At 46.1% G+C, this 20,578-nt stretch carries 21 protein-coding genes and 1 riboswitch; of the genes, 1 reads left to right on the top strand and 20 read right to left on the bottom strand.

Annotation, left to right across the window (positions count from 1 at the left end; all coding sequences use genetic code 11):
• Positions 1-2: 2 nt before the first annotated feature.
• Positions 3-216: riboswitch (cobalamin riboswitch) on the bottom strand.
• Positions 217-342: 126 nt separating this feature from the next.
• From HT574_RS14195 to HT574_RS14120, 16 genes are all read right to left on the bottom strand, one after another.
• Positions 343-957, bottom strand: coding sequence for a PH domain-containing protein (locus HT574_RS14195; RefSeq protein ID WP_042410975.1), 615 nt, complete (start codon positions 955-957; stop codon positions 343-345).
• A gap of 296 nt (positions 958-1,253) precedes the next feature.
• Positions 1,254-2,171: a DUF7916 family protein gene (locus HT574_RS14190; protein ID WP_175245091.1), complete on the bottom strand. Its 918-nt coding sequence runs from the start codon at positions 2,169-2,171 to the stop codon at positions 1,254-1,256.
• A 93-nt stretch (positions 2,172-2,264) separates the two neighbouring features.
• Positions 2,265-3,626, bottom strand: a complete 1,362-nt coding sequence (gene nagE, locus HT574_RS14185) for an N-acetylglucosamine-specific PTS transporter subunit IIBC (protein WP_175245090.1) — start codon at positions 3,624-3,626, stop codon at positions 2,265-2,267.
• Positions 3,627-3,643: 17 nt separating this feature from the next.
• Positions 3,644-4,372, bottom strand: a complete 729-nt coding sequence (locus HT574_RS14180; RefSeq protein WP_175245089.1) for a GntR family transcriptional regulator — start codon at positions 4,370-4,372, stop codon at positions 3,644-3,646.
• Positions 4,369-5,124, bottom strand: coding sequence for a glucosamine-6-phosphate deaminase (gene nagB / locus HT574_RS14175; RefSeq protein WP_175245179.1), 756 nt, complete (start codon positions 5,122-5,124; stop codon positions 4,369-4,371). Before nagB ends, HT574_RS14180 begins: the two co-directional genes overlap by 4 nt.
• A gap of 17 nt (positions 5,125-5,141) precedes the next feature.
• Positions 5,142-6,314, bottom strand: coding sequence for an N-acetylglucosamine-6-phosphate deacetylase (nagA, locus tag HT574_RS14170; protein WP_175245088.1), 1,173 nt, complete (start codon positions 6,312-6,314; stop codon positions 5,142-5,144).
• A 388-nt stretch (positions 6,315-6,702) separates the two neighbouring features.
• Positions 6,703-8,508 (bottom strand): ATP-binding protein, encoded by a 1,806-nt coding sequence (locus tag HT574_RS14165; protein ID WP_175245087.1) that lies wholly within the window; start codon positions 8,506-8,508, stop codon positions 6,703-6,705.
• Positions 8,508-9,224 (bottom strand): response regulator transcription factor, encoded by a 717-nt coding sequence (locus tag HT574_RS14160; protein WP_017435312.1) that lies wholly within the window; start codon positions 9,222-9,224, stop codon positions 8,508-8,510. Before HT574_RS14160 ends, HT574_RS14165 begins: the two co-directional genes overlap by 1 nt.
• Before the next feature lie 117 nt (positions 9,225-9,341).
• Positions 9,342-10,529 carry a c-type cytochrome biogenesis protein CcsB gene (ccsB, locus tag HT574_RS14155; protein ID WP_175245086.1) on the bottom strand — a complete coding sequence of 396 codons (1,188 nt, stop codon included), beginning with the start codon at positions 10,527-10,529 and terminating at the stop codon, positions 9,342-9,344.
• On the bottom strand, positions 10,513-12,180 hold the full coding sequence (gene resB, locus HT574_RS14150; protein ID WP_175245085.1) for a cytochrome c biogenesis protein ResB: 1,668 nt from the start codon (positions 12,178-12,180) through the stop codon (positions 10,513-10,515). The genes ccsB and resB overlap by 17 nt, the downstream gene beginning before the upstream one ends.
• 13 nt (positions 12,181-12,193) lie before the next feature.
• Complete coding sequence (gene resA / locus HT574_RS14145; protein ID WP_175245084.1) at positions 12,194-12,718, bottom strand: thiol-disulfide oxidoreductase ResA; 525 nt, start codon at positions 12,716-12,718, stop codon at positions 12,194-12,196.
• A gap of 97 nt (positions 12,719-12,815) precedes the next feature.
• On the bottom strand, positions 12,816-13,547 hold the full coding sequence (gene rluB, locus HT574_RS14140) for a 23S rRNA pseudouridine(2605) synthase RluB (protein WP_175245083.1): 732 nt from the start codon (positions 13,545-13,547) through the stop codon (positions 12,816-12,818).
• 157 nt (positions 13,548-13,704) lie between these two features.
• Positions 13,705-14,238, bottom strand: coding sequence for a spore maturation protein (locus tag HT574_RS14135; protein ID WP_042408399.1), 534 nt, complete (start codon positions 14,236-14,238; stop codon positions 13,705-13,707).
• Entirely contained in the window at positions 14,238-14,834 is a 597-nt protein-coding gene (locus HT574_RS14130) for a nucleoside recognition domain-containing protein (RefSeq protein WP_017435306.1), read from the bottom strand. Before HT574_RS14130 ends, HT574_RS14135 begins: the two co-directional genes overlap by 1 nt.
• A complete protein-coding gene (locus HT574_RS14125; RefSeq protein ID WP_175245082.1) occupies positions 14,827-15,990 on the bottom strand; it encodes a D-alanyl-D-alanine carboxypeptidase family protein in 1,164 nt (387 codons plus the stop codon). Before HT574_RS14125 ends, HT574_RS14130 begins: the two co-directional genes overlap by 8 nt.
• 180 nt (positions 15,991-16,170) lie before the next feature.
• On the bottom strand, positions 16,171-17,259 hold the full coding sequence (locus HT574_RS14120) for a superoxide dismutase (protein ID WP_175245081.1): 1,089 nt from the start codon (positions 17,257-17,259) through the stop codon (positions 16,171-16,173).
• A 117-nt stretch (positions 17,260-17,376) separates the two neighbouring features.
• Here HT574_RS14120 and HT574_RS14115 point away from each other — a divergent pair, with 117 nt between their 5' ends.
• Positions 17,377-18,183, top strand: coding sequence for a DUF2935 domain-containing protein (locus tag HT574_RS14115; RefSeq protein ID WP_175245080.1), 807 nt, complete (start codon positions 17,377-17,379; stop codon positions 18,181-18,183).
• A 37-nt stretch (positions 18,184-18,220) separates the two neighbouring features.
• Here HT574_RS14115 and HT574_RS14110 read toward each other — a convergent pair whose 3' ends face one another.
• The 4 genes from HT574_RS14110 to HT574_RS14095 all read right to left on the bottom strand — a co-directional run bounded on the left by HT574_RS14110 (position 18,221) and on the right by HT574_RS14095 (position 20,565).
• Entirely contained in the window at positions 18,221-18,712 is a 492-nt protein-coding gene (locus HT574_RS14110; RefSeq protein ID WP_175245079.1) for a YpuI family protein, read from the bottom strand.
• A 24-nt stretch (positions 18,713-18,736) separates the two neighbouring features.
• Positions 18,737-19,156, bottom strand: coding sequence for a hypothetical protein (locus HT574_RS14105; RefSeq protein WP_042408413.1), 420 nt, complete (start codon positions 19,154-19,156; stop codon positions 18,737-18,739).
• A gap of 61 nt (positions 19,157-19,217) precedes the next feature.
• Positions 19,218-19,808: an SMC-Scp complex subunit ScpB gene (scpB, locus tag HT574_RS14100; RefSeq protein WP_017435301.1), complete on the bottom strand. Its 591-nt coding sequence runs from the start codon at positions 19,806-19,808 to the stop codon at positions 19,218-19,220.
• A gap of 1 nt (position 19,809) precedes the next feature.
• Positions 19,810-20,565 (bottom strand): segregation/condensation protein A, encoded by a 756-nt coding sequence (locus HT574_RS14095; RefSeq protein WP_026078473.1) that lies wholly within the window; start codon positions 20,563-20,565, stop codon positions 19,810-19,812.
• Between the last annotated feature and the right edge of the window lie 13 nt (positions 20,566-20,578).

Here is a 20,578-nt window from a genome sequence, read left to right as displayed (position 1 = left end):
GAAACGCATAAGCAGGCAAGGCAGGTCTACTGACTCATGCTTCATCCTACTCTGAACCTTCCCATACGGCAAACGGCGCATGCCATCATACCGTACAGTGGCGATTTCATTTCGTCCGCATTTACAGTTGCGGGGACAGTTCTGGACTTTCACCAGATTCCCTATTAAGCCGTGCGGAGCGAATCGCTCCATTGGCACCTTGCTGCGAATGTATAAAATTGTCGAACAATTGACAGTTATAATATTAAAGGATAAGAAAAACTTTGGCAATAAAAAAATGAAAGTTTCATGGAATTCAAGGTATGTAAAAATCCCGCCGATGGCGGGGGACAAAGAAACCATTCAATGATTAATATACCGTTCAAACACAAAACCGAAGTCTTTTACCGTATATTTTGTCTTCGCGTCAACGAGCCATTGAAACGCGAGTTCATTCACTGCTTTGAAATCAGCCAGGAAATTATTTGTGTCACTTTTTACGCGCCCGAATACATTCGCGGTCAATTCCAAACTTTTGTGCGCGTACTCCAGCTTCGTTTCGTTTTCATGACAAAGCTCGGCGATGGCGAGCAGCGATTTATATAAATCTTTTAGTTCTTCTAAATACTTTTTATGAACGTCAATCGAATAGACATGGGCACCGATTTTAAATTTAATCTCCACGTCTAGATCAACGGTTCCCGCTGTTTCGAGCGACACGTCGGAAATCGGATGCTTGTAATAATCATAGCGGCGCAATACGCGTTTCTTGCTGGTTGCGCTCGTGCCATCCAAATGAATAAGCGCTTTATTCGTAAAACAATACTCATCTGATTTCGATTTAATTAAGAAATAAATCTTTTCCCCATCTTCATGCATTACGTAATCATCGGCATCAACTTTATCGTAGTTTTCCGGCTTAATGACCGAGCCGATATCACTTAATCCAAGCACATCAGCGGCGACTTTTCCAAACATAGCGCAACTCCTCTCGTTTTTTACGATTATTCTTTTTTATTTTTTGCGGGAAACATCCCTCGCAAATAATGGCCCCTTCTTGCTGAAGGAAAGCCTTAATTTCTATCATCCCTCTGTACGACGGGTAACCTCATGCGCACATAGATCGGTTCATTTTTCTCAATCGGCTTCCCACACACGGAACAAGTTGAGGGCTGGGAAAACATGTGATTCTCCCTTTTCTATCTCCTTCAGTTAAAATATACGTAACCACAGGACAGCAAGTTTCAATTTATGGCATAAAAATGTCGTTCATTTTACCGCAGCGGCGATCTCGCCATACGAATATATGTATGACGCTTGCCGCGGATGGCAATCGAATATGTCATAATGTTTTCCGGAATGGCGATACCGTGGTAGCCAGCGTCGCCGATATGGTACAGATCAGCGCCGGCCATTTTGCTTGCGAGCGCGATTTGACGGATTGTATCCTCGTCAGCCCCTTCCTGACTCGTGCCGATCGTCAGCATCGCCAGCGCCCCATGTTCATGGGCAGCGCGGACGAGGCTCGCTATTTTTTCGGGAGTTACACCAGGCACGGTGCCCGGCGCCGGCATAAGGACAACATCGGCCCCCGCTTGAACGAAGCGCAGCACCACGTCTTCCGATATAATGCCGCTTACTGTTTCGCCGGCCACGCCAGCTGCGTGCATTTTCCCGGCGATAATGAGACCGTCTTGGCCAAAAACAGCACGGGCTGTTTCGATCGCGCGGATAATTTCATTATTTGTCACGCCTGTTTTCGGATTTCCGGTTAGGCAGATAAAATCAAAACCTAGACGTTTTGCTTCTTGCAGTGATTCTTCTGTTGCCATCCTTCCTTTTGGAAGAGAAGCAAGACTCTCTAGCTGCCTCGCGTTCGGGTCAACAGGCTCCAAATTGACGCCAATTGGACGCCCCGTTAACTGCTTCAGACGCTTCACCATTTGATGCGGCTCCTTCGTATCCGACCCGTTTACCAGCGGCCGGAATACATCAAACATGTTCAATAGAATTAAATCCGCGCCAAACGCCGCGGCCAATTCCGCATTCGTCACCGCCGGATAAAGCGGGGCAACGGAGCCGATTACTTCCGCGACGATCGTTCTTCCTTCCGCTGCCTGAATCGATTGTTTCAGCTCTTTTCCGTTCATACGGCAAAAATCCGATGCGCTGCAGTCTAGCAACCGCTTCATTAGCAAACTCCTCCTTGATCTATATATATCTATAAAAATAGACATTCCAGCCCTCCTCCGCTAACGAAAAGAGCTGGAACGCTTTCCTCTCGGTTATAGCTTTTTCAGCTCGCTGGCGACAAACTCGACATCCGTGCCGACAACGACCTGCACATCTGTTTGATTGAGACGGATGACGCCTTTTGCTCCTAAACGTTTCAGTTCGTCCTCATTGACTTTCGACATGTCTTTTACTTTTAAGCGCAGGCGGGTCACACAGTTGTCGATCTGGATGAGGTTATCTTTACCGCCCAGCGCTTCCATATACTTCACCGCAACATCTTTGTAGCCGCCCCATGCCGCTGCGCCGCTTTCCGTGAATTCGCCTTCAATTTCCTCACGGCCAGGCGTTTTTAAATCTAATTTGACAATCAAGAAATAGAACACAACGAAATAAACAGCGGCATAGATAATTCCTTGCACGATTAATAGATACGGTTTTTGCGCAATTCCATAGTTTAAGAAAAAGTCAATCGCACCGGCAGAAAACGTAAATCCGTGGTGGACGCCCAGCATCGTCGCGATCGCCAACGAAAGACCTGTTAATACAGCGTGAACGACATAAAGCAATGGCGATAAAAACATAAACAAAAACTCAATCGGTTCGGTAATTCCCGTTAAAAAGGCAGTCAGCGCCACGCTGATGAGCGCACCGGATACTTCTTTGCGCCGCTCTTTTTTTGCTGCGGCAATCATTGCGAATGCTGCGGCTGGAAGACCAAACATCATAATCGGGAAAAATCCCGCCATGAAAATTCCGGCATCTGGATCCCCCGCGAAGAACCGCCATAAATCCCCTGTTTTTCCATTGTACTCGCCAAACACAAACCATACGAAGCTATTTAAGACGTGATGCAAGCCAACCGGAATGAGCAATCGGTTCAAGAAGCCGAAAACGCCTACCCCAAGCGCTCCGGCACCGACGATCCATTTGCCGATCGCGTTAATGCCGTCCTGAATTGGCGGCCATACATATCCAAAGATCAGTGCCAATATGAGCATGACAAACGAGGTCACAATTGGGACGAACCGCTTGCCCCCAAAAAATCCAAGCCAATCCGGTAACTTAATATTATGGTAGCGGTTATACAGCAATCCGGCAATCACACCGGAAATGATTCCGCCTAATACGGACATATTAATATCTTTGTCAATGGCAGTGGCCCCTTTTGTCAACACAAAGTAGCCGATCGCCCCGGCCAGCGCCGCCGCGCCGTTTCCGTCTCTGGCAAAGCCAACGGCAACCCCGATCGCAAAAATAAGAGGCAAGTTCGAAAAAACAGCATCCCCCGTCGCGGCGATAAACGGAATATCCAATAAATCCGGCTGTCCTAAACGAAGCAATAACCCCGCTGCCGGCAGGACGGCAACCGGAAGCATAAACGCTTTTCCAAGCCTCTGTAAAAATCCCAACATTGAAAATCCCCCTCTTTTTATTTTGAACGTTCCATCTCAATCGTCAATTTGTAGCGGTCACCGCGGTAAACCGATTTGACGACTTCTAGCGGCCGGCCGTTATTTAAATAACTTCTGCGCTGCATAAGAAGCACCGGCGCTCCTTCTTTCACTTGCAACAGCTCCGCCTCCATCTTGCGGGCGACAGAAGCCTCAATTACCTGCACGCCCGATTGAATGGTTAACCCCAATTCTTTTTCAATAAAATCATAAACGGAACCATTTACAATTTCGCGGGTTAAATGAGGAACGAGCGTACATGGAATATATAATGTTTCGAGCGCCATTGGCAGCTGATCAGCAAGACGGATGCGGCGAATTTCGTAAAGATCCGCTCCTTCGCGAACATCGAGCAGCTGCGCTAACGACGTGCTGGCAGGAACAATGTTGAAGGCCAACACGGTTGTTCCCGGTTCCATGCCGCGTGCGCGCATATCTTCGGAAAAGCTCGTCAATCCTTTCAGCGGCTGTTCGATTTTCATCGCGGCGACAAACGTTCCTTTGCCCCGTTTTCTGACTAAATATCCATCATTCACTAAGTTATTGATCGCTTGGCGGACGGTCATTCGGCTAATGTTGTAGGTTTCTGCCAGTTCGCGCTCGGATGGAATCATTTCCCCCGGCTTAAGCTGCCCTTTTTCGATCATTTCTTTAATTCCTTGTTCCAGCTGGTAATAGATCGGAAGTGGCGAGCTTTTGTTAATCATTTTGCATGCACCTTTCGTTTTTCATCCGGCACAAGCGACAATGCTTCTTGATCGGCAATCACCGTGACGTTCGGATGGATATGAAGCACTGATGCCGGCACATCTATAGTCACGGTTCCTTCGAACAACTTCGCCATAATTGGCGCCTTCGCCGTTCCGGCCGCTAATAGCAATATATGCCGGCTTTTTAAAATCGTTGCAATGCCCATCGTAATCGCCTGGTGAGGTACATCTTCTAAGGATGGGAAAAAGCGGGCGTTCGCTTGCCGTGTTGACGGCGCCAGCTCGACGACATGTGTTGGTGTCGAAAACGATGTCCCCGGTTCGTTAAAACCGATATGCCCGTTTCTTCCAATTCCTAATAGCTGTAAATCAATTCCTCCCAAGTTTTCAATGAGCTGTTCATAGCGCTGACATTCCGCTTCTACATCATCGCTCGCCCCATTTGGAAGATAGGTTTGCGAAAGCGGAATATCGATATGGGAAAATAAATGTTGATTCATATAGTAACGATAGCTGTTCGGATGATCGGGCGACAAACCAATATATTCATCTAAATTAACCGTGCGAACGTGTCGATAAGATGTTCCGTTTTGGCGATGATCCTCGACTAATTGCTTATATGTGCCAAGCATGGTCGATCCCGTAGCAAGGCCAAGAACGGCATCGGGTTTTTCCTTTACTTGGGCAATGATGATGTCAGCCGCTTTTTGACTCATCTCTTCATAGTTGGCTGCCTCGATCAGTTTCATCATCCGACCCCCTCTTTTTATTTTGAATAGGCAAGTTTACCACGGCATATCGTCATCACGACATCATGCCGCTCATTTAATACGACGAGATCAGCATCTTTGCCGGCGCGGATGCTTCCTTTTCTGTCTAAGACGCCTAATTGCTTTGCTGGATTCCAGCTCGTCATGCGGATGATATCTTCTAAAGTGCAGCCGGTATACACCATCGCATTTTTCACCGCGTCTCCTAATTTTAAAATGCTTCCCGCCAACGTGCCGTCACGCAATGTTGCCTTTTCCCCTTGCACCGTCACTTCCTGTCCACCGAGCTCATATGTTCCCGCTCCAAGACATTTGGCGCGCATTGCGTCCGTAATTAATATGAGCCCATCGCTTCCTTTATTCTGATAAGCGAAGCGAATCATCTCTGGCGCCACATGAACGCCATCAGCGATTAGTTCACATATTACTTCCTCGTGCATCAGCACCGCCCCGGCAACTCCCGGCTCACGGTGGTGAATGCCGCGCATGCCGTTAAATAGGTGAGTCGCATGCTTTACCCCTGCGTCAATCGCTGCTTTTACTTGTTTGTACACCGCATCAGAATGGCCGATTGAGGCGACAACACCATGTTCTTTTAAGTAAGCGGTGAGCGCCAAGCCATTCTTTTCTTCCGGCGCCAGCGTGACAAGGCGAATATGCCCATTTGCGATGTTCTGCCACTTTTGAAATAGTTCGATATTCGGTTCGATGATATTTTTTGGATGTTGCGCCCCTGCACGTTTTTGAGAAATAAATGGACCTTCTAAATGAATGCCAAGTACCTCTGCTTCTCCAGATGGATTGCTGCTATCTATATATTGCGCAACATTTTGTAAAGCACGTTCAATCTGCTCAATAGGTGCGGTCATCGTCGTCGCTAAAAAACTTGTTGTTCCTTCCTTTGGCAATGTTTTTGCCATTGTGCGCAACGCTTCGTCTGTCGCATCCATTACATCAGCTCCAGATGCGCCATGGATATGGACATCAATAAATCCCGGCACAACGGAGAAGCTTGGATCGAGCTCCACCACCTCCGCTTCACTCGAAGCCGGGCATGATGACATCGGGCCTACTTCTACAATTTTGTCCCCTTCTGTCAGAACATACCCTTGCTCGATTTTCCCTGTTTCCGCATAGATAACCGCTTTTTTCAGCAACCACCGTTTCACTAATATTACACCCTCTTTCTATTATTATATTAACATTATATTATCTAGTTATCTATACCACTATATGTTTTCTTCATAAAGAAAAGAGGCTGTTCTTTTACCATTTTTGATTATGTTTCCGCTCATCCAAACTGGCGGCTCGTTTCCTTGCTCTGTCATGATGGTAATCGCCTGAACGAAAAATCGCATGCAAGATGGCCTCCCCTACAATGGTCGACGTTGGCGCAAACGGCCCGCGGACGTTCGGATGTGCTAATCGAGCATCTCTTTTTACTGCCTAATTGCCGATAACAAAGTCAACACACTCCAATAAATGTTTTTTGCTTGGATGAAGTGGTGTCATTGCCTTCGCACAGGCTATTTTCGCCGCCTAAAAAACTGCCCTCGTTTAACGCAAGGGCATATTAGTTTTCATGTGGCCGTTTGGCAAATAAAACGTAAACGTCGTGCCTTCATGAAGCTTGCTATGAACGGAAATCATCCCTTTATGCGCCTCAACGATGTTTTTCGCGATCGCAAGGCCTAATCCCGTTCCCGAACGGCCGCGCGTACGCGCCTTATCCGCTTTGTAGAAGCGTTCGAACACAAATGGCAAATCTTCTTCTGGGATGCCGGAGCCGGAATCCCGCACATGAATCGTGACGCCGTCTCCGCTGCGTTCGACGATGATTTTGACCATTCCGTTTCGGTCGGTATGGCGAATCGCATTATCAATTAAATTCGTCAGCACTTGCTCGATTCGATCCGGGTCGATCGTGATGTCGATATCCCCGTCTTTAAACTCAGCCGACAAATCAATATTCTTTTCTCTCGCCAAACCTTGAAATTTGCGGATAATCCGACCGATATAAGGTACAAGCTGAACGTTTTCATAGTTTAGCGCAATATGTCCCGCTTCCATGCGGGCCAAATCTAATAAGTCATTGACAAGGCGGCCCATGCGCAGCGACTCGTCGTAAATCACTTTCGCCATCTCTTTCTTTTCTTCATCGGTGGCGGCAATATCATCGATAATCGCTTCACTATAGCCTTGAAGCATGGCGATCGGCGTGCGCAGTTCGTGGGAAACGTTGGCGATGAAGTCTTTGCGCAACTTGTCTAAACGGCGCTCCTCCGTCATATCGCGAAGCACTGCCACCGCACCGCGCACGGTTGTTTTGCCGTAGAGCGGGGTCATTAAAATGACCCACGTCCGCCCTTGGATCGTCAATTCGATCGACTGCTCTTTTTCCTCGCGGACGACACGGACAAACAGTTCTTTTACTTGCGGCGGCAGCGGCGCAATTGTTTCGGAGCCGTTTCCTTGCTCGAAATACCACGCTTGCAAAAACCGCTCTGCCGGTGGGTTTGTAATCAATATTTCGCCGTCGCGGTTAAAGGTGATGACCCCGTCAGCCATGCTGCTTAAAATGCTTGCCAACTGCTCTTTTTCCTGATTTAGGGCATTGATATTAAACTGCAGCCGTCTCCCCATCTGGTTGAACGCCATTGCCAGTTCACCGATTTCATCGTGCGTCAAAATCGGAACTTTTGTATCAAACTTGCCGCGCGCCACTTCAAACGCCGCCTGCCGCATTTTCCGCAACGGCGCGGTAATGCGGGTGGACAGGAAAAAAGCAAAAAAGGTTGTTAACACAATCGCGATAAATGCGGCAAGAAAAATTAACTTTTTCGTTTGCTCTGTCGTATCTTCAATTGCCCGCAATGATTGGTAAATAAATACCGCGCCCTGTTTTCCCTCTGCCACCTCAAACGGCACGCCAACAATAATAACATCACTATATTGACTTTTACCAGTTTGTACGTTTGGCAAATATGTTTTCTTTTTTACGCTTTTTCCTTCCGTCCATACTTTTCGCAAATCTTTATCTTGCTTAATTAATGATAACGGTAAATCGCGCAATTCATCGTTTGTTGGCGAATACCAGTAATGTGATGAATCAACGATAATAACAGCTTTGGACATATTACCGACAAGCGTCCAGGCAATGGAACGAGCCAGTTTTTCATCTTCGTAATCATGCATCACTTCCGACACTTTCGTCGCCAGCCGCGTTAGCTCCTTTTCTGCTTCCTGTACATAATAGTTTTCAAAAAACTTTAAAAGGAGGATCGTTAGAATGAACAATACACACGACACCAGTAAGAGAATGGTAAACCATAATTTTCCGACAACACTGCGAAACAGCCACATCAGTCGTTCACTACCTCAAATTTATAACCGACTCCCCACACCGTAACAATCATTTTTGCCGCGGTCGGGGATACTTTATTTAACTTTTCCCGCAATCGTTTAATATGGGTATCAACGGTGCGTAAATCGCCGAAAAATTCATAATGCCATACTTCTTTTAACAGCTGCTCGCGGTCAAATACTTTATCCGGCGACTTTGCTAAAAACAGAAGCAGCTCGTATTCTTTCGGCGTTAAATTCACTTCTTTTCCATCGGCGGTGACACGGTGGGCGTCGTTATCAATCGTTAAATGTGGAAACACAAGCACATCTTTTGCCGTCGTATCTGTGAGAACGTACGCGGTATTGGCCGCGCGCCGCAACAGTGCTTTCACGCGCAATACGACCTCGCGCGGACTAAATGGCTTTACAATATAATCGTCTGTTCCCGCTTCAAACCCTTGAACACGGTTCGATTCTTCTCCCTTTGCCGTCAGCATAATAATTGGTGTTGCTTTCTTTTCGCGGATTTCTTTACAAACCTCGATGCCGTCCCTCCCCGGCAGCATCAAGTCAAGCAAAATGACGTCGTAGTCATTTTCGAGCGCTTTCGTTAGCGCATCATCCCCGTTGTCTGCCTCATCAATGACATAATTTTCCCGCTCTAAATACATTTTCAACAAGCGGCGAATTCGTTCTTCATCGTCTACCACCAAAATCTTCACTTGTTTATCCATAGAACATCCTCCCCAGTTCGCTATTGTACAAAAAATCCCCCATATATATTTTACTGTAAAAAAGGATGCCCGCGCCAATATTGGGGCATCCTTTCATAAAACAAATCATCCTCCCCATTATGTTCCAGCATAAGAATGCAGTCCCGCGATCACTAAATTCACTGCTACGAGGTTAAACATAATGATCGCAAAACCAATCACGGCAAGCCATGCCGATTTTTCGCCATGCCAGCCTTTTGATAAACGAAGATGCAAAAATGCGGCGTAAAACAGCCATGTAATGAGTGCCCATACTTCTTTCGGGTCCCAGCCCCAAAAACGCGTCCAGGCAATTTGCGCCCAAATCATCGCGAAAATAAGTGCCCCGAGTGTGAATACTGGAAAGCCGATCGCCACCGCGCGATAGCTGATTTCATCCGTTAAATCTAAACTGACGTTTTTCACGAGCGGCTGCAACGCCGCAGCAATGCGCTTCCGCAGCACGAGGCGGAATAGTACGTATAACACGATTCCCCCAATCAACGACCAAATGACTGTATTTAATTTTTTCGCATTGATGATTGCCGGCATATAAACAAGCGGCTCGAAACGGCCAGCGCTTTCTTTTGTCAATTTTCCTTCGTGCGGGCCGACTAATGCAGGCATATCGTAAACGACTTCCGCCTGTTGTTTGTTTTTATCAATCCACGTAAATTTTGCTTCATAATCCGCAAGGCCAAATGACGTGGATACAAGCACAAAGCCAAGCGTTGTGATCAAACAGAACATCACCACTTCGAGCCAGAACGTGCGCTTGCTTGGCTTCGATTGGTCGACGACACGGATTAAATAAATGAGGCCGGCAACAAAACTAACGGCCAAAATTGCTTCCCCCGTCGCCGCTGTTGTGACATGGATCTGCAGCCAATCGCTTTGCAGCGCAGGGATAAGTGGCGTAATCTCGCGCGGAAACATGCTGGCATAAGCAATCACCAATAACGCGACTGGCAGTGCGAATAAGCCGAGAATGCTTATTTTATAAATAAAATAAATAATGATAAAGGCGGCGACAAGCATCATTCCGAAAAAGGTGGTAAACTCAAACAAATTGCTGACCGGAGCATGTCCCGCTGCAATCCACCGTGTAATAAAGTAGCCTAATTGAGAAAGAAAACCGATAATCGCCGTGGTAATTCCAAGTTGTGACCAGCGATTTTTTCCCGTTCGTTCTTTTCTTTTATCGCGAATCGCGCCGCCGAAAAAAAACGTCCCGATTAAGTAAAGAATAAAAGCAATATATAGTAACGTGCTACTGAGCTGCACCATGCGCTTGCCCTCCTTGTCCCGCGTTTTTCTCCCGATCCGCCTGATCCACCGGCATCGCTAATCCGGTTCCATCAAGGATGCGGCGAATTTCATTTTTTAAACCGAACCAGTTTTTATTCGTATGCGCGGCAAGCCATACTTCGCCATTGATGCGCTGCACCCATATGCGGCGGTGGTTCCAGTACATGCCTTGGATAAGGCCAATCATGAAAACCGCGCCGCCCAATCCCAAAATCCAAAGCGTAAAATCACGGCGCACTGTAAGGCCAGATACGTTCCGCGTTTCCAATCCAGCAAACGCCATTTTATACTTGTTGTTTCCAAACGGTTCAATCGTTTGCTGAATCGCTACAAAACTCACTTCCCCTTTTGGCTTGTCCGGGGCAAACATTTTAAACACAAACGCCGGATTGTTTGGAATTTTCGACTTCGTCGCTGGATTTCCGTCTTCATCGAAATAAAAATCAGGAAAATAGCTTAATAGTTCGACGCGGTAACCATGACCAAGGTTATAGGAAGCTTCCGGATTGTGTAAATTAATATCGACCGTGCCAAACGTTTTTCCCGATGTTTTATCCATTAACTGAAACGCCATTTTATATGGCTCATTTTGTTTAAAATCGACTTGATATAGTGCATAATGGTCATATTTTAATGGTTCATTGACGCGAATCTTATACTCTTTGATTTTTTTCAGCTTTGGCTCTTCGCCGGCAATCACCGGCCCGACGCGTTTGTAAAGCACGACGTTCGTTTGGTAGTTTTTCGCCACCATACCGTTGCCGACCCGGTCGATGGCCTCGTTGAACACTTCATTGTCTTTTCCTTTTTGGTATGTTTCAAAAATAAATTTTTCGCTCTTTAAGAAGTATTTCCCATGGGTTCCCGGGATTTCCTTCGTTTCCCCCTCGCGAATCCACATCACTTCATCAACATACATCCCAGGGACAAAACGAAGCATCGCTCCGATTAAAAAAATAATTAATCCGATATGGTTAACATACGGTCCCCAGCGGGAAAAACGACCTTTTTCCGCTAAAATATTGCCATTCTCTTCACGAATATGATAACGACGCTCCGCCAAATTCTCTTTTACCCGCTTTAGCACGCCGTCCATATCGGCAACTCGTGAAACGCTAAACAACCGCTGCCGCCGTAAGAAGTTTGGATGTCGAGTAACCCCCTGCTGTTTTAAAGCACGATAAAGCGGAATGACGCGGTCTAAACTGCAAATGACGAGCGATACGCCGATCGACGCGATTAAAAGCATATACCACCATGAACCGTACAAATTATTAAAACCAAGCTGATAATATAACTTTCCTAGCCAGCCGTATTGGTCCGCGTAATATTCAGCGGGACTGACATTTGGCGGAAGATACATTTCCTGCGGAAAAATCGTTCCGATCGCCGAAGCAATGAGCGTAATGACAATAAGCGTCACTCCGACCTTCACCGAAGAGAAAAACGCCCAAATTTTATCGATAATGGTCTTATTGTACGTTTGGGAACGGCGCGCGCTTCCTTCATAGCGCATATCTAACAGTTGCTTTTTCGTTTCCGAGTGTTCTTCGAGCGGCTTTCCGCACGATTCGCAAAAAGCAGTCCCATGCGGATTAACATGGCCGCATTCGCATTTTACATGTTCCATTTGGCAAAACTCCTTACGGTTTAATGCTTTCCATATACTGCTTTACCATTTCTTCTGTCATCGTTCCAGTAATAATTTTTTTCACCTTGCCGTCTTTGTCAATCAAAAACGTAGCCGGCAATTGATTGACATCATAGGCGTTCATCACTTGATCTTCGCGGTCGATCATAATCGGAAACGTCAGGCCAAAACGATCGGCAAATTTTTGCACGCTCAGTTTCGTCTCGCCGACATTGACTGCGAGCACTTCAACCCCTTCGTTTTTATAGGTGCCATATTGCGCGTTAATGTACGGCATTTCTTTCTCACATGGCTTGCACCACGTTCCCCAGAAGTTTAAAAATACGCCTTTGCCGCGATAGTCAGACAGACGGTGTTCTTTTCCGTTTAAATCGGTCAAAACAAAATCAGGTGCCGTCGAACCGACGGTGACACGCGCCTTTTCCGTAAAAAAGTTCGCGTAAATCGTATATCCCACCGCCGCCAATAACAGTAATAAAATCACCGTTCTCATGATAAGCCGCTGCTGTTTTTTCATCTTTCAAACCCCTTGAAATCGTAATATCCCATTTTTCATTATAACAGTGTTGTTTACCATCCTAACCGTCATTGTATGAACGTTATGTGACAATGTTTTACTTTCCGCCGCCTGATAACGCGAGCGCGCGCAGCTGTTTTACTTCATGCGGCTTCAGTTCGCGGTAATCCCCGGGATTCAGCCCCTTTAGATCAAGAAACGCGTAACGTTCCCTCTTCAATTTCATCACTTTGCAGCCGATCGCTTCAAACATGCGGCGCACTTGACGGTTCCGCCCTTCATGAATGCGGATTTCAATAATCGCTGTCTGCTTTTGTTTATTGATAGAAAGCATTTTTACTTTCGCCGGCGCCGTCATGCCATCTTCCAGCATAATCCCTTTTTCAAGCTGTTTCAATTGCTCCCGCGTCGGAATTCCTTTCACTTTTGCGATATATACTTTCTCGATTTCATAGCGCGGATGCATTAATAAATTGGCAAAATCGCCATCGTTCGTCAGCAAAAGAATTCCCGACGTATCGTAATCAAGACGTCCAATCGGATAAATACGTTTATCAACATCTTTGAAAAAATCGGTCACCACTTTGCGGCCTTTGTCGTCTTTCACGCTCGAAATTACTCCGCGCGGTTTATAAAGAAGATAATATACCGGCTCCTCCCGTTCAACTGGTATTCCGTTTACTTCGACTTTATCTTGCGGGCCTACTTTCACGCCAAGTTCGGTAACGACTTTCCCATTTACTTTTACTTTCCCTTGCAGGATAAGTTGTTCCGCCTTCCGCCTTGATGCGATTCCTGCATGGGCAATCACTTTTTGCAAGCGTTCCATCGCTGTTTCACCTCTTTCATCATCTTACTCTTTCCGTAAAAAAGATACAAGCGTGCCCTCTCATTATTTTTATCATACTCGCTTTTTTTCGACAAATACAAAAGCTATGCCGACAGAAAAACAGCAAAAGCAAAAAAGCCGCCTCAATAAAGGCGGCCTATTTGCCAAAGACAAGCAAAACAATAAAGAAGGAAACAATAAAACTGAGAATATCAGCTAAAATTCCGACTTTCAGCGCATCTCCCATCTTTTTAATCCCAACGGCTCCGAAATATACCGTTAGCACATACAGCGTTGTTTCCGTGCTTCCCTGGATCGTGGAAGCCAATCGTCCGATAAACGAATCCGGGCCATAGGTAGCAATTAAATCGGTTGTCATTCCAAGCGCGGCGGTGCCGGAAATGGTGCGAATCATCGCTAGCGGCACCACTTCAGCCGGAAGACCGAGCGCATCGGCAAGCGGCTTAATCCCGTTCATCATATAATCAAGCGCGCCGGACGCTCGAAAAATGGAAATGGACACCAGCATGCCGACTAAATACGGAATAAGCGAAAACGCAATCTGTATTCCTTCTTTTCCACCTTCGACAAACGCTTCATAAGTCGGCACTTTTTTTATTGTTCCATATAAAAGGATAAATGCGATCGTTACCGGAATAAGCCAAGTAGAAATAATTTGAATAAATGTCATTACCGCTTCCCGCCCTTCCGCGTGCGCTTCCAGTAATAATAACGATCAATCAGCACGGCCCCGACGGTTGAAATCGTCGAAGCGACAAGCGTCGTGCCGATGATTTCTCCCGGCGATGCCGAGCCGTATGTCATGCGGATCGAAATGACTGTGGCCGGAATCAAGGTAATACTTGAAGTATTAATCGCCAAAAACGTCACCATCGAGCGGCTTGCTACATCTTTATGGCCATTGAGCTTTTTTAATTCTTCCATCGCCTTAATTCCCATTGGAGTAGCGGCGTTGCCAAGCCCAAACATATTGGCAATCATGTTGGAGACGATATAGCCGAGCGCGGGATGGTTGGGCGGCACTTCCGGAAAAAGGCGGCGGACGAGCGGCTTGCAAAAACGCGAGAGCCTCTCAAGCAGCCCTGCTTCTTCTGCGATTCTCATCAAGCCAAGCCAAAACACCAGGATACTGATCATGCCGATAGCGATCGTGACTGCTTCTTTCGCGCTTTTAAAAATTGCTTCGTTTACTTCATTCATCGTGCCATGAAACATCGCAAACACAATTCCGATTATAGCCATCGCTACCCAAATAAGATTAACCATCGCTTCCCACACCTAAAAAATGAAATACGTTCCAAATGGAATGGTCTGTTTCCTTGCTCATGCTTTTTTTATACAAAAGCGGAACTTCATCAACTGCTTTATCTCCTAAGTAAAGCACTGCTTTCCCAACGATGGTTGGGATGCTGCTTTCGTCTTTTTTCCACTCCTTTTGCGGACGCAAAAGATAAACTTTTACATGCAGTTCTTTTATTTCTTCTTCCGTCACAGGATATCGTAGGTCACGGCTTGCCTGTATGTTTTTTCGGTAAAATGAATCTCGAACCTTTTTCACCATTCGCTTTCGATTTACTTTTGCCATCATATAATGGTTAAAACCATATTCATACATGGCGATATGGTCGTTCCAATCATCCGGCGCGTTCAATGTTACCGCAATTAAATCCAGTCCACCTTTGGAAGCGGTAGTCACAAGCGTTCGCTTTGCCCGTTTTGTATAGCCGGTTTTTCCTCCCGTACAATACTCATACAAACTGGTGAGCAGCTTATTTTTATTTCTCCATACACGATCCCAATCTTCTCCGGGAGCAGCAGGAGCCCGGTATACTTCTGTTCCGGAAATCTTGCGAAACTCCTTATTTTTCATCGCATATTGCATAAGGAGCGCCATGTCATAGGCAGTGGAATAGTGATTTTCCGAATCATCTAATCCGTGCGGATTGGCAAAATGGGTATTACGCATACCAATTTCTGCCGCTTTTTGGTTCATTAAAAAAACAAATCCTTCGACACTGCCCCCAACATGTTCGGCAATCGCTACCGCTGCGTCATTTCCCGAACGAAGCATCAGCCCATAGACAAGATGGCGAAGCTTTATTTTTTCTCCTTCCTTTAAATAAATCGACGACCCTTCTGTATGGACAGCGCGGGCGCTTACCGTTACCGTGTCATTCATTTTTCCTGATTCAATCGCTAAAATCGCCGTCATAATTTTTGTAATGCTGGCAATGCGCCGCTTCGTATGGGCGTCTTTTTCAAACAACACGCGTCCCGAACGCTGTTCCATCAAAATCGCGCTTTGCGCACTTATTCCGTTCATTTCCTTTTCTTGGCCTATTGCCTTTGCTCGATCCGGAATACATGAAAAAAGCACCATCATCGCTGCGATGAACAGTACAATTTGTTTCCGTATCTTCATGTAATCCCCATCCCTTTTGCTGTTTTGTACAAGTTTATGCGCAAAACAAATAGATATGAATGTAAAATGTACAAGTTCACTAACGTAAGCGTCATTGTTAGTATACACTCGGCTTGTTAACGAACGAAATCGCTTGTCCGTGATACTAACACAAAAAAAGACGAAGGAGCTACTCCCTCGTCAAAACGGTTTCCACCGCAGCTTTCGTGCCTGCTCAAACCGTTCTTCCACATCACGCCAATTGACGACGTTCCACCAGCTCTTAATATATGCGGCACGGTCATTTTTATATTGTAAATAATAAGCATGTTCCCAAACGTCCAGCACCAACAGCGGGATCGTATCCCATTGCGTCATGAATTGATGCTTTTCCGTCTGTAAAATTTCCAAACGGTGCGACCGCGGCGACCAAACGAGCAGCGCCCAGCCGACTCCTTCGACGCTCTTTGCCGCCTCGGTAAAATGACGCTTAAATCTTTCAAAACTTCCAAAATCACGTTTTATTTGTTCTAGCAACTCACCGCGCGGTTCCCCGCCGCCTTCTGGATGCATATTATTCCAAAAAATCGTGTGCAAATAATGGCCAGAACCGTGAAACGCCGCTTCCCGCTCCCAGTGCTTCAACAGTTCATAGTCATTCGTTTCGCGCGCTTTTTTCATCATTTTTTCCGCTTTATTTAAGCCGTCCACATAGCTTTGATGATGCTTTGTATGATGCAGCTGCATAATTTCTCTGGAAATATGCGGCTCAAGCGCATCGTAGCTGTATGGCAGCGGCGGGAGAACATGCCTGCCTGCTGCCACATATGTTTCTTGTCTTTCTTCTGCCTCGCTTTCTTCCTGGCCAATGGCTGTTTGTTGTCTTTCTTCTATCCCGCTTTCTTCCTGTCCGATAGCCGTTTGTTGCCTTTCTTCTATCCCGCTTTCTTCCTGTCTGATAGCCGTTTGTCGCCTTTCTTCTATCCCGCTTTCTTCCTGTCTGATAGCCGTTTGTTGCCTTTCTTCTATTCTGCTTTCCTCCTGTCCGATGGCCGACTGTCCATTTTGCTGAAGCGCCAGCGCTTTTTCATATACTTCGTCCACCATGCGCTGAAGTTCATAAATGGCGTCTTCCGCCCATTCGTTGCCATGATTTTCAATGTAGGAAAGCAAGGAATCAACGCGGCAATCGTCGTTGCCCTCTCCCCGTTGCAGCAAAATTTGTTCCACCTGTTTTCCCCATTCTTTTACTTCCGCCACATATTGTTGAAATAGTTCTTGTTCGTTCATCTCGAAACCCTCCTTTTTTTATCACCCATATCGTATGCCAACAGCCTAAAACTCGTTCTTGTCCGCATTCACCCATTTCCTTTACGTTCATACATATAAAATCGAGGTGAGGAACAAATGAACAAAACATTGGAACAAGAAGCATTATGGGAAATGCGCTTTTGGATGCAAATTCTTGGCGATCATTGTCGATTTATTCTTGAATCTTTAGCAGAAAAAGAAAAAGCGGAAATCGATCAAGCGAAACGATTCATGCATGTATTTGATGAACTGTTAGAAGAAGCGCGCCGACCGCCAGCAGAATCTTGGACTGCGCTTATTCAGCGCGGAAAAGAGGCGAGTGAACAGCTGCGGGCATTTAAACTTCATTTGTTGAAACGACTTTTGACAGAAAAAATCAGCTTTTCCCTTCCTCCCACTTTCGTCAATCATATGGTAAATGAATTGGAAGAATGGCTGCGACTTGCCGGCTATTACGCGCAAGGAAAGCGTCCGCCTAGCGTCCATCCGCTTCATCATGATTTGTTATGGCTGCTTGACGCTGCTGGTCATGCCGATGCGATCCATGACCGCCTTGACCATGCGGAAAAAAATTTGAAACGACAGAGCCATGTATTTGCAAAAGAATGGGAAGAGCTTTACTTAAAAGCGATCGAAATGGCCGGGTATTTACGGGCCCATATTTATCAGTTTCCAGCACTGCATCGCTTCCATCACGACATTGAATTGGAAATGGTTATTTTTCAGTGCTTTTTACGTGAATTGGAAGAAATGGAGCTGAACAAAGAAGTGCTTGGCGTCCTGACGCCGCTGATGGCGGACCATATGGCAAGGGAAGAATGTTATTATTTGCAAAAATTAGCGGAAACGACGGCGGAAGTAAAGCCGCCTGTCTGCGATCCAACGAAACCACGGGTAGAATAACGAAAAAAAAGCTGCCCCGCCTATGGGGACAGCCTGCCTATTTGGATTGAATCGCCTTCGTGCGATAGTCTGTTTCATAAAATTCCAACTCTTCGCGAATCGTCTGAAATTCGCTTTCCAGCGACAGCAACAGCTTCTTGAACGAAGGAGGAGGAGTTTGGCGAAATTTCAGCGAGTTGCGCCCCGTGTATGCAGAACGACTGTCTTCATACCAGGCATCGCTTTTCGGCGTAAAATATTCCGCGACACATAAATGATAAACGCGATACAGCGTCTTTTCCGCCGCCGTTTTGCGAAACGGCTCTTCACTCAATACGATGCGGCACGCATCAAGCCCCTCTTCACAATAGACAACAAGGCGGCGCAAATTGGAAAGCAGCAATTGATAATATGCTTTATCCCCATCTCTTTGTTCTTCCAATAGTTTGGACAGCGTCGTCTCGTTTAAATAATCGGTAAGCGTCTGCACCATGTTTTGCAAAAAAGCTTCAACTTGTTTCGTTTGCTGGAAAACGATTGAGTTTGCCATACAGAAAAACCCCCGTTGCTTAGTTTAAGATGGCTGACGGACAAAAAGGAGCGGCGACGATAATGAATATTGCCCTTTTGTCTCCAGCTCCGTAAATAGTTCCGGCAGTTTCGTAAAGTCCATGTGCGCAAAATAGCGGCGGAATTCTTCTTCCTCATTGATATATACGCGTTTGCGGTGGCGAAAGCTCGGGTTTTGCAATAAGCAGACAAAGGCAACAATGTCGCGGAAATAAACGTCACGCCCTGGAACAGCAAAAATCGGATCTCCCTCATATGGCGTATACGCGGAAATGGATTGCTCAAAATAACGCAAATATAAGACATGAAGCGTCTTTTCCACTCCGTCTTCACGAAACGTTACTTCTGAACGGTTGAAATAATCCTCAAACGTATTCGATTGCGATTTTTCCAGTTCATGCCCTTGCAAGCGGCAAATTTGCATAAAACGGCCCCCTTATTCACATCCGAAACGATATGCCCCCTTTACTCTTATCTTATCATACTCACGTTGACTCGTTAAAATTTTCTTCAAATTTTTCAAAAAATAAATCCGCTTCCTTCTCCATTTCGCCGTCCGCCTGTAATTCCGGAAGCGGGGGCAGTTCCTCTAACGTTTTGAGCCCAAAGTAGTCCAAAAATTCTTTTGTCGTGCCATATAAAATCGGGCGTCCTGTTCCTTCCGCACGCCCGACTTCTTTGATCAGCGCTCTCGCCATTAACGTTTGGATCGGCTTGTCGCTTTTCACCCCGCGGATTTCTTCGATTTCCGCCCTGGTGATCGGCTGGCGGTACGCAATAATTGCCAGCGTTTCGAGCGCCGCTTGCGACAATGAAGTAGAGCTAGGCGATTCGACAAGCTTTTTTAAATAAGGGGCATGTTCTTTTTTCGTCGCCAGCTGAAACACCCCCGCCAACTCCACAAGCTGAATGCCGCGCTGCCCGCGTTCATACTCTTCTTTTAAAGCAGAAATAATCTCTTTCGCCTGCTCCTCTTTGATTTCTAATACGGAAGCGATTTGCTGAAGGGACAGCCCCTCGTCGCCGGCCGCAAACAACAGCCCTTCGACAATCGCTTTATATTCGCTCATCTCCATGTTATTCCATCCTTTCATTGCTAGAGATGAAAATGTCGGCAAAATTCCGTTCTTGTTCAATAATGATTGCGTTTTTTTTCATCAGCTCTAAAATCGCTAAAAACGTGACGACAATATATCCACGGTCATAATACGGAAATAAATCATAAAAATTTTTGCGCGTTTTCGTGCGCTTTAGCTCTTGTAAAATTTCTTCCATGCGCTTTTCAATGGAAATGTCTTGCCGGGCGATTTTTGTCCGCAGCGGCTTTTGCAATTTTTTACGGCGCAACAGCTTGGAGAGCGCGCCAAGCATGTCGTACACATTGACTTGAAGCGGCCGCTGCATCAGTTCCTTTTCGTCCGCGTATATGCTTAAATCACTCGGCGGCTTCGTAAATAAAAGCGCCCGTTCTTCTTCCTTCTTTTTTAACTCCTGCGCCGCTTCTTTATATTTTTTATATTCTAACAGCCGCTGCATCAGTTCTTCACGCGGGTCACTTTCCGGCAGCTCCATTCCTTCGTCCAATATTTCTTCCTCATGTTTCGGCAGCAGCATTTTGCTTTTGATCGCCAACAGCGTTGCCGCCATCACTAAATATTCACTGGCGATATCCAACTGCAATTCTTGCATCGTATGAATATACTCCATATACTGCTCGGTAATTTGCGCGACTGGAATATCATAAATATCAATTTCATAGCGATTAATTAAATGCAGTAAAAGGTCAAGCGGACCTTCAAACGCATCAATTTTCACGTTATATTGCACGTTCATCCCACCATTTTAT

Origin of the sequence: Parageobacillus sp. VR-IP (genome assembly GCF_013357975.1) — a bacterium.
GTDB classification, from domain to species: Bacteria; Bacillota; Bacilli; order Bacillales; family Anoxybacillaceae; genus Saccharococcus; species Saccharococcus caldoxylosilyticus.
Note: the sequence above shows the minus strand (reverse complement) of the source record. Positions and strands in the feature narration are given on the sequence as shown.

What these genes read in the sequence shown, in the direction of transcription:
- HT574_RS14195 (WP_042410975.1), bottom strand. Translation starts at nt 957, where the DNA reads ATGTTTGGAAAAGTCGCCGCTGATGTGCTTGGATTAAGTGATATCGGC.
- HT574_RS14190 (WP_175245091.1), bottom strand. Translation starts at nt 2,171, where the DNA reads ATGAAGCGGTTGCTAGACTGCAGCGCATCGGATTTTTGCCGTATGAAC.
- nagE (WP_175245090.1), bottom strand. Translation starts at nt 3,626, where the DNA reads ATGTTGGGATTTTTACAGAGGCTTGGAAAAGCGTTTATGCTTCCGGTT.
- HT574_RS14180 (WP_175245089.1), bottom strand. Translation starts at nt 4,372, where the DNA reads ATGATTAACAAAAGCTCGCCACTTCCGATCTATTACCAGCTGGAACAA.
- nagB (WP_175245179.1), bottom strand. Translation starts at nt 5,124, where the DNA reads ATGAAACTGATCGAGGCAGCCAACTATGAAGAGATGAGTCAAAAAGCG.
- HT574_RS14165 (WP_175245087.1), bottom strand. Translation starts at nt 8,508, where the DNA reads ATGTGGCTGTTTCGCAGTGTTGTCGGAAAATTATGGTTTACCATTCTC.
- HT574_RS14160 (WP_017435312.1), bottom strand. Translation starts at nt 9,224, where the DNA reads ATGGATAAACAAGTGAAGATTTTGGTGGTAGACGATGAAGAACGAATT.
- ccsB (WP_175245086.1), bottom strand. Translation starts at nt 10,529, where the DNA reads ATGGTGCAGCTCAGTAGCACGTTACTATATATTGCTTTTATTCTTTAC.
- resB (WP_175245085.1), bottom strand. Translation starts at nt 12,180, where the DNA reads ATGGAACATGTAAAATGCGAATGCGGCCATGTTAATCCGCATGGGACT.
- resA (WP_175245084.1), bottom strand. Translation starts at nt 12,718, where the DNA reads ATGAAAAAACAGCAGCGGCTTATCATGAGAACGGTGATTTTATTACTG.
- rluB (WP_175245083.1), bottom strand. Translation starts at nt 13,547, where the DNA reads ATGGAACGCTTGCAAAAAGTGATTGCCCATGCAGGAATCGCATCAAGG.
- HT574_RS14135 (WP_042408399.1), bottom strand. Translation starts at nt 14,238, where the DNA reads ATGACATTTATTCAAATTATTTCTACTTGGCTTATTCCGGTAACGATC.
- HT574_RS14130 (WP_017435306.1), bottom strand. Translation starts at nt 14,834, where the DNA reads ATGGTTAATCTTATTTGGGTAGCGATGGCTATAATCGGAATTGTGTTT.
- HT574_RS14125 (WP_175245082.1), bottom strand. Translation starts at nt 15,990, where the DNA reads ATGAAGATACGGAAACAAATTGTACTGTTCATCGCAGCGATGATGGTG.
- HT574_RS14120 (WP_175245081.1), bottom strand. Translation starts at nt 17,259, where the DNA reads ATGAACGAACAAGAACTATTTCAACAATATGTGGCGGAAGTAAAAGAA.
- HT574_RS14115 (WP_175245080.1), top strand. Translation starts at nt 17,377, where the DNA reads ATGAACAAAACATTGGAACAAGAAGCATTATGGGAAATGCGCTTTTGG.
- HT574_RS14110 (WP_175245079.1), bottom strand. Translation starts at nt 18,712, where the DNA reads ATGGCAAACTCAATCGTTTTCCAGCAAACGAAACAAGTTGAAGCTTTT.
- HT574_RS14105 (WP_042408413.1), bottom strand. Translation starts at nt 19,156, where the DNA reads ATGCAAATTTGCCGCTTGCAAGGGCATGAACTGGAAAAATCGCAATCG.
- scpB (WP_017435301.1), bottom strand. Translation starts at nt 19,808, where the DNA reads ATGGAGATGAGCGAATATAAAGCGATTGTCGAAGGGCTGTTGTTTGCG.
- HT574_RS14095 (WP_026078473.1), bottom strand. Translation starts at nt 20,565, where the DNA reads ATGAACGTGCAATATAACGTGAAAATTGATGCGTTTGAAGGTCCGCTT.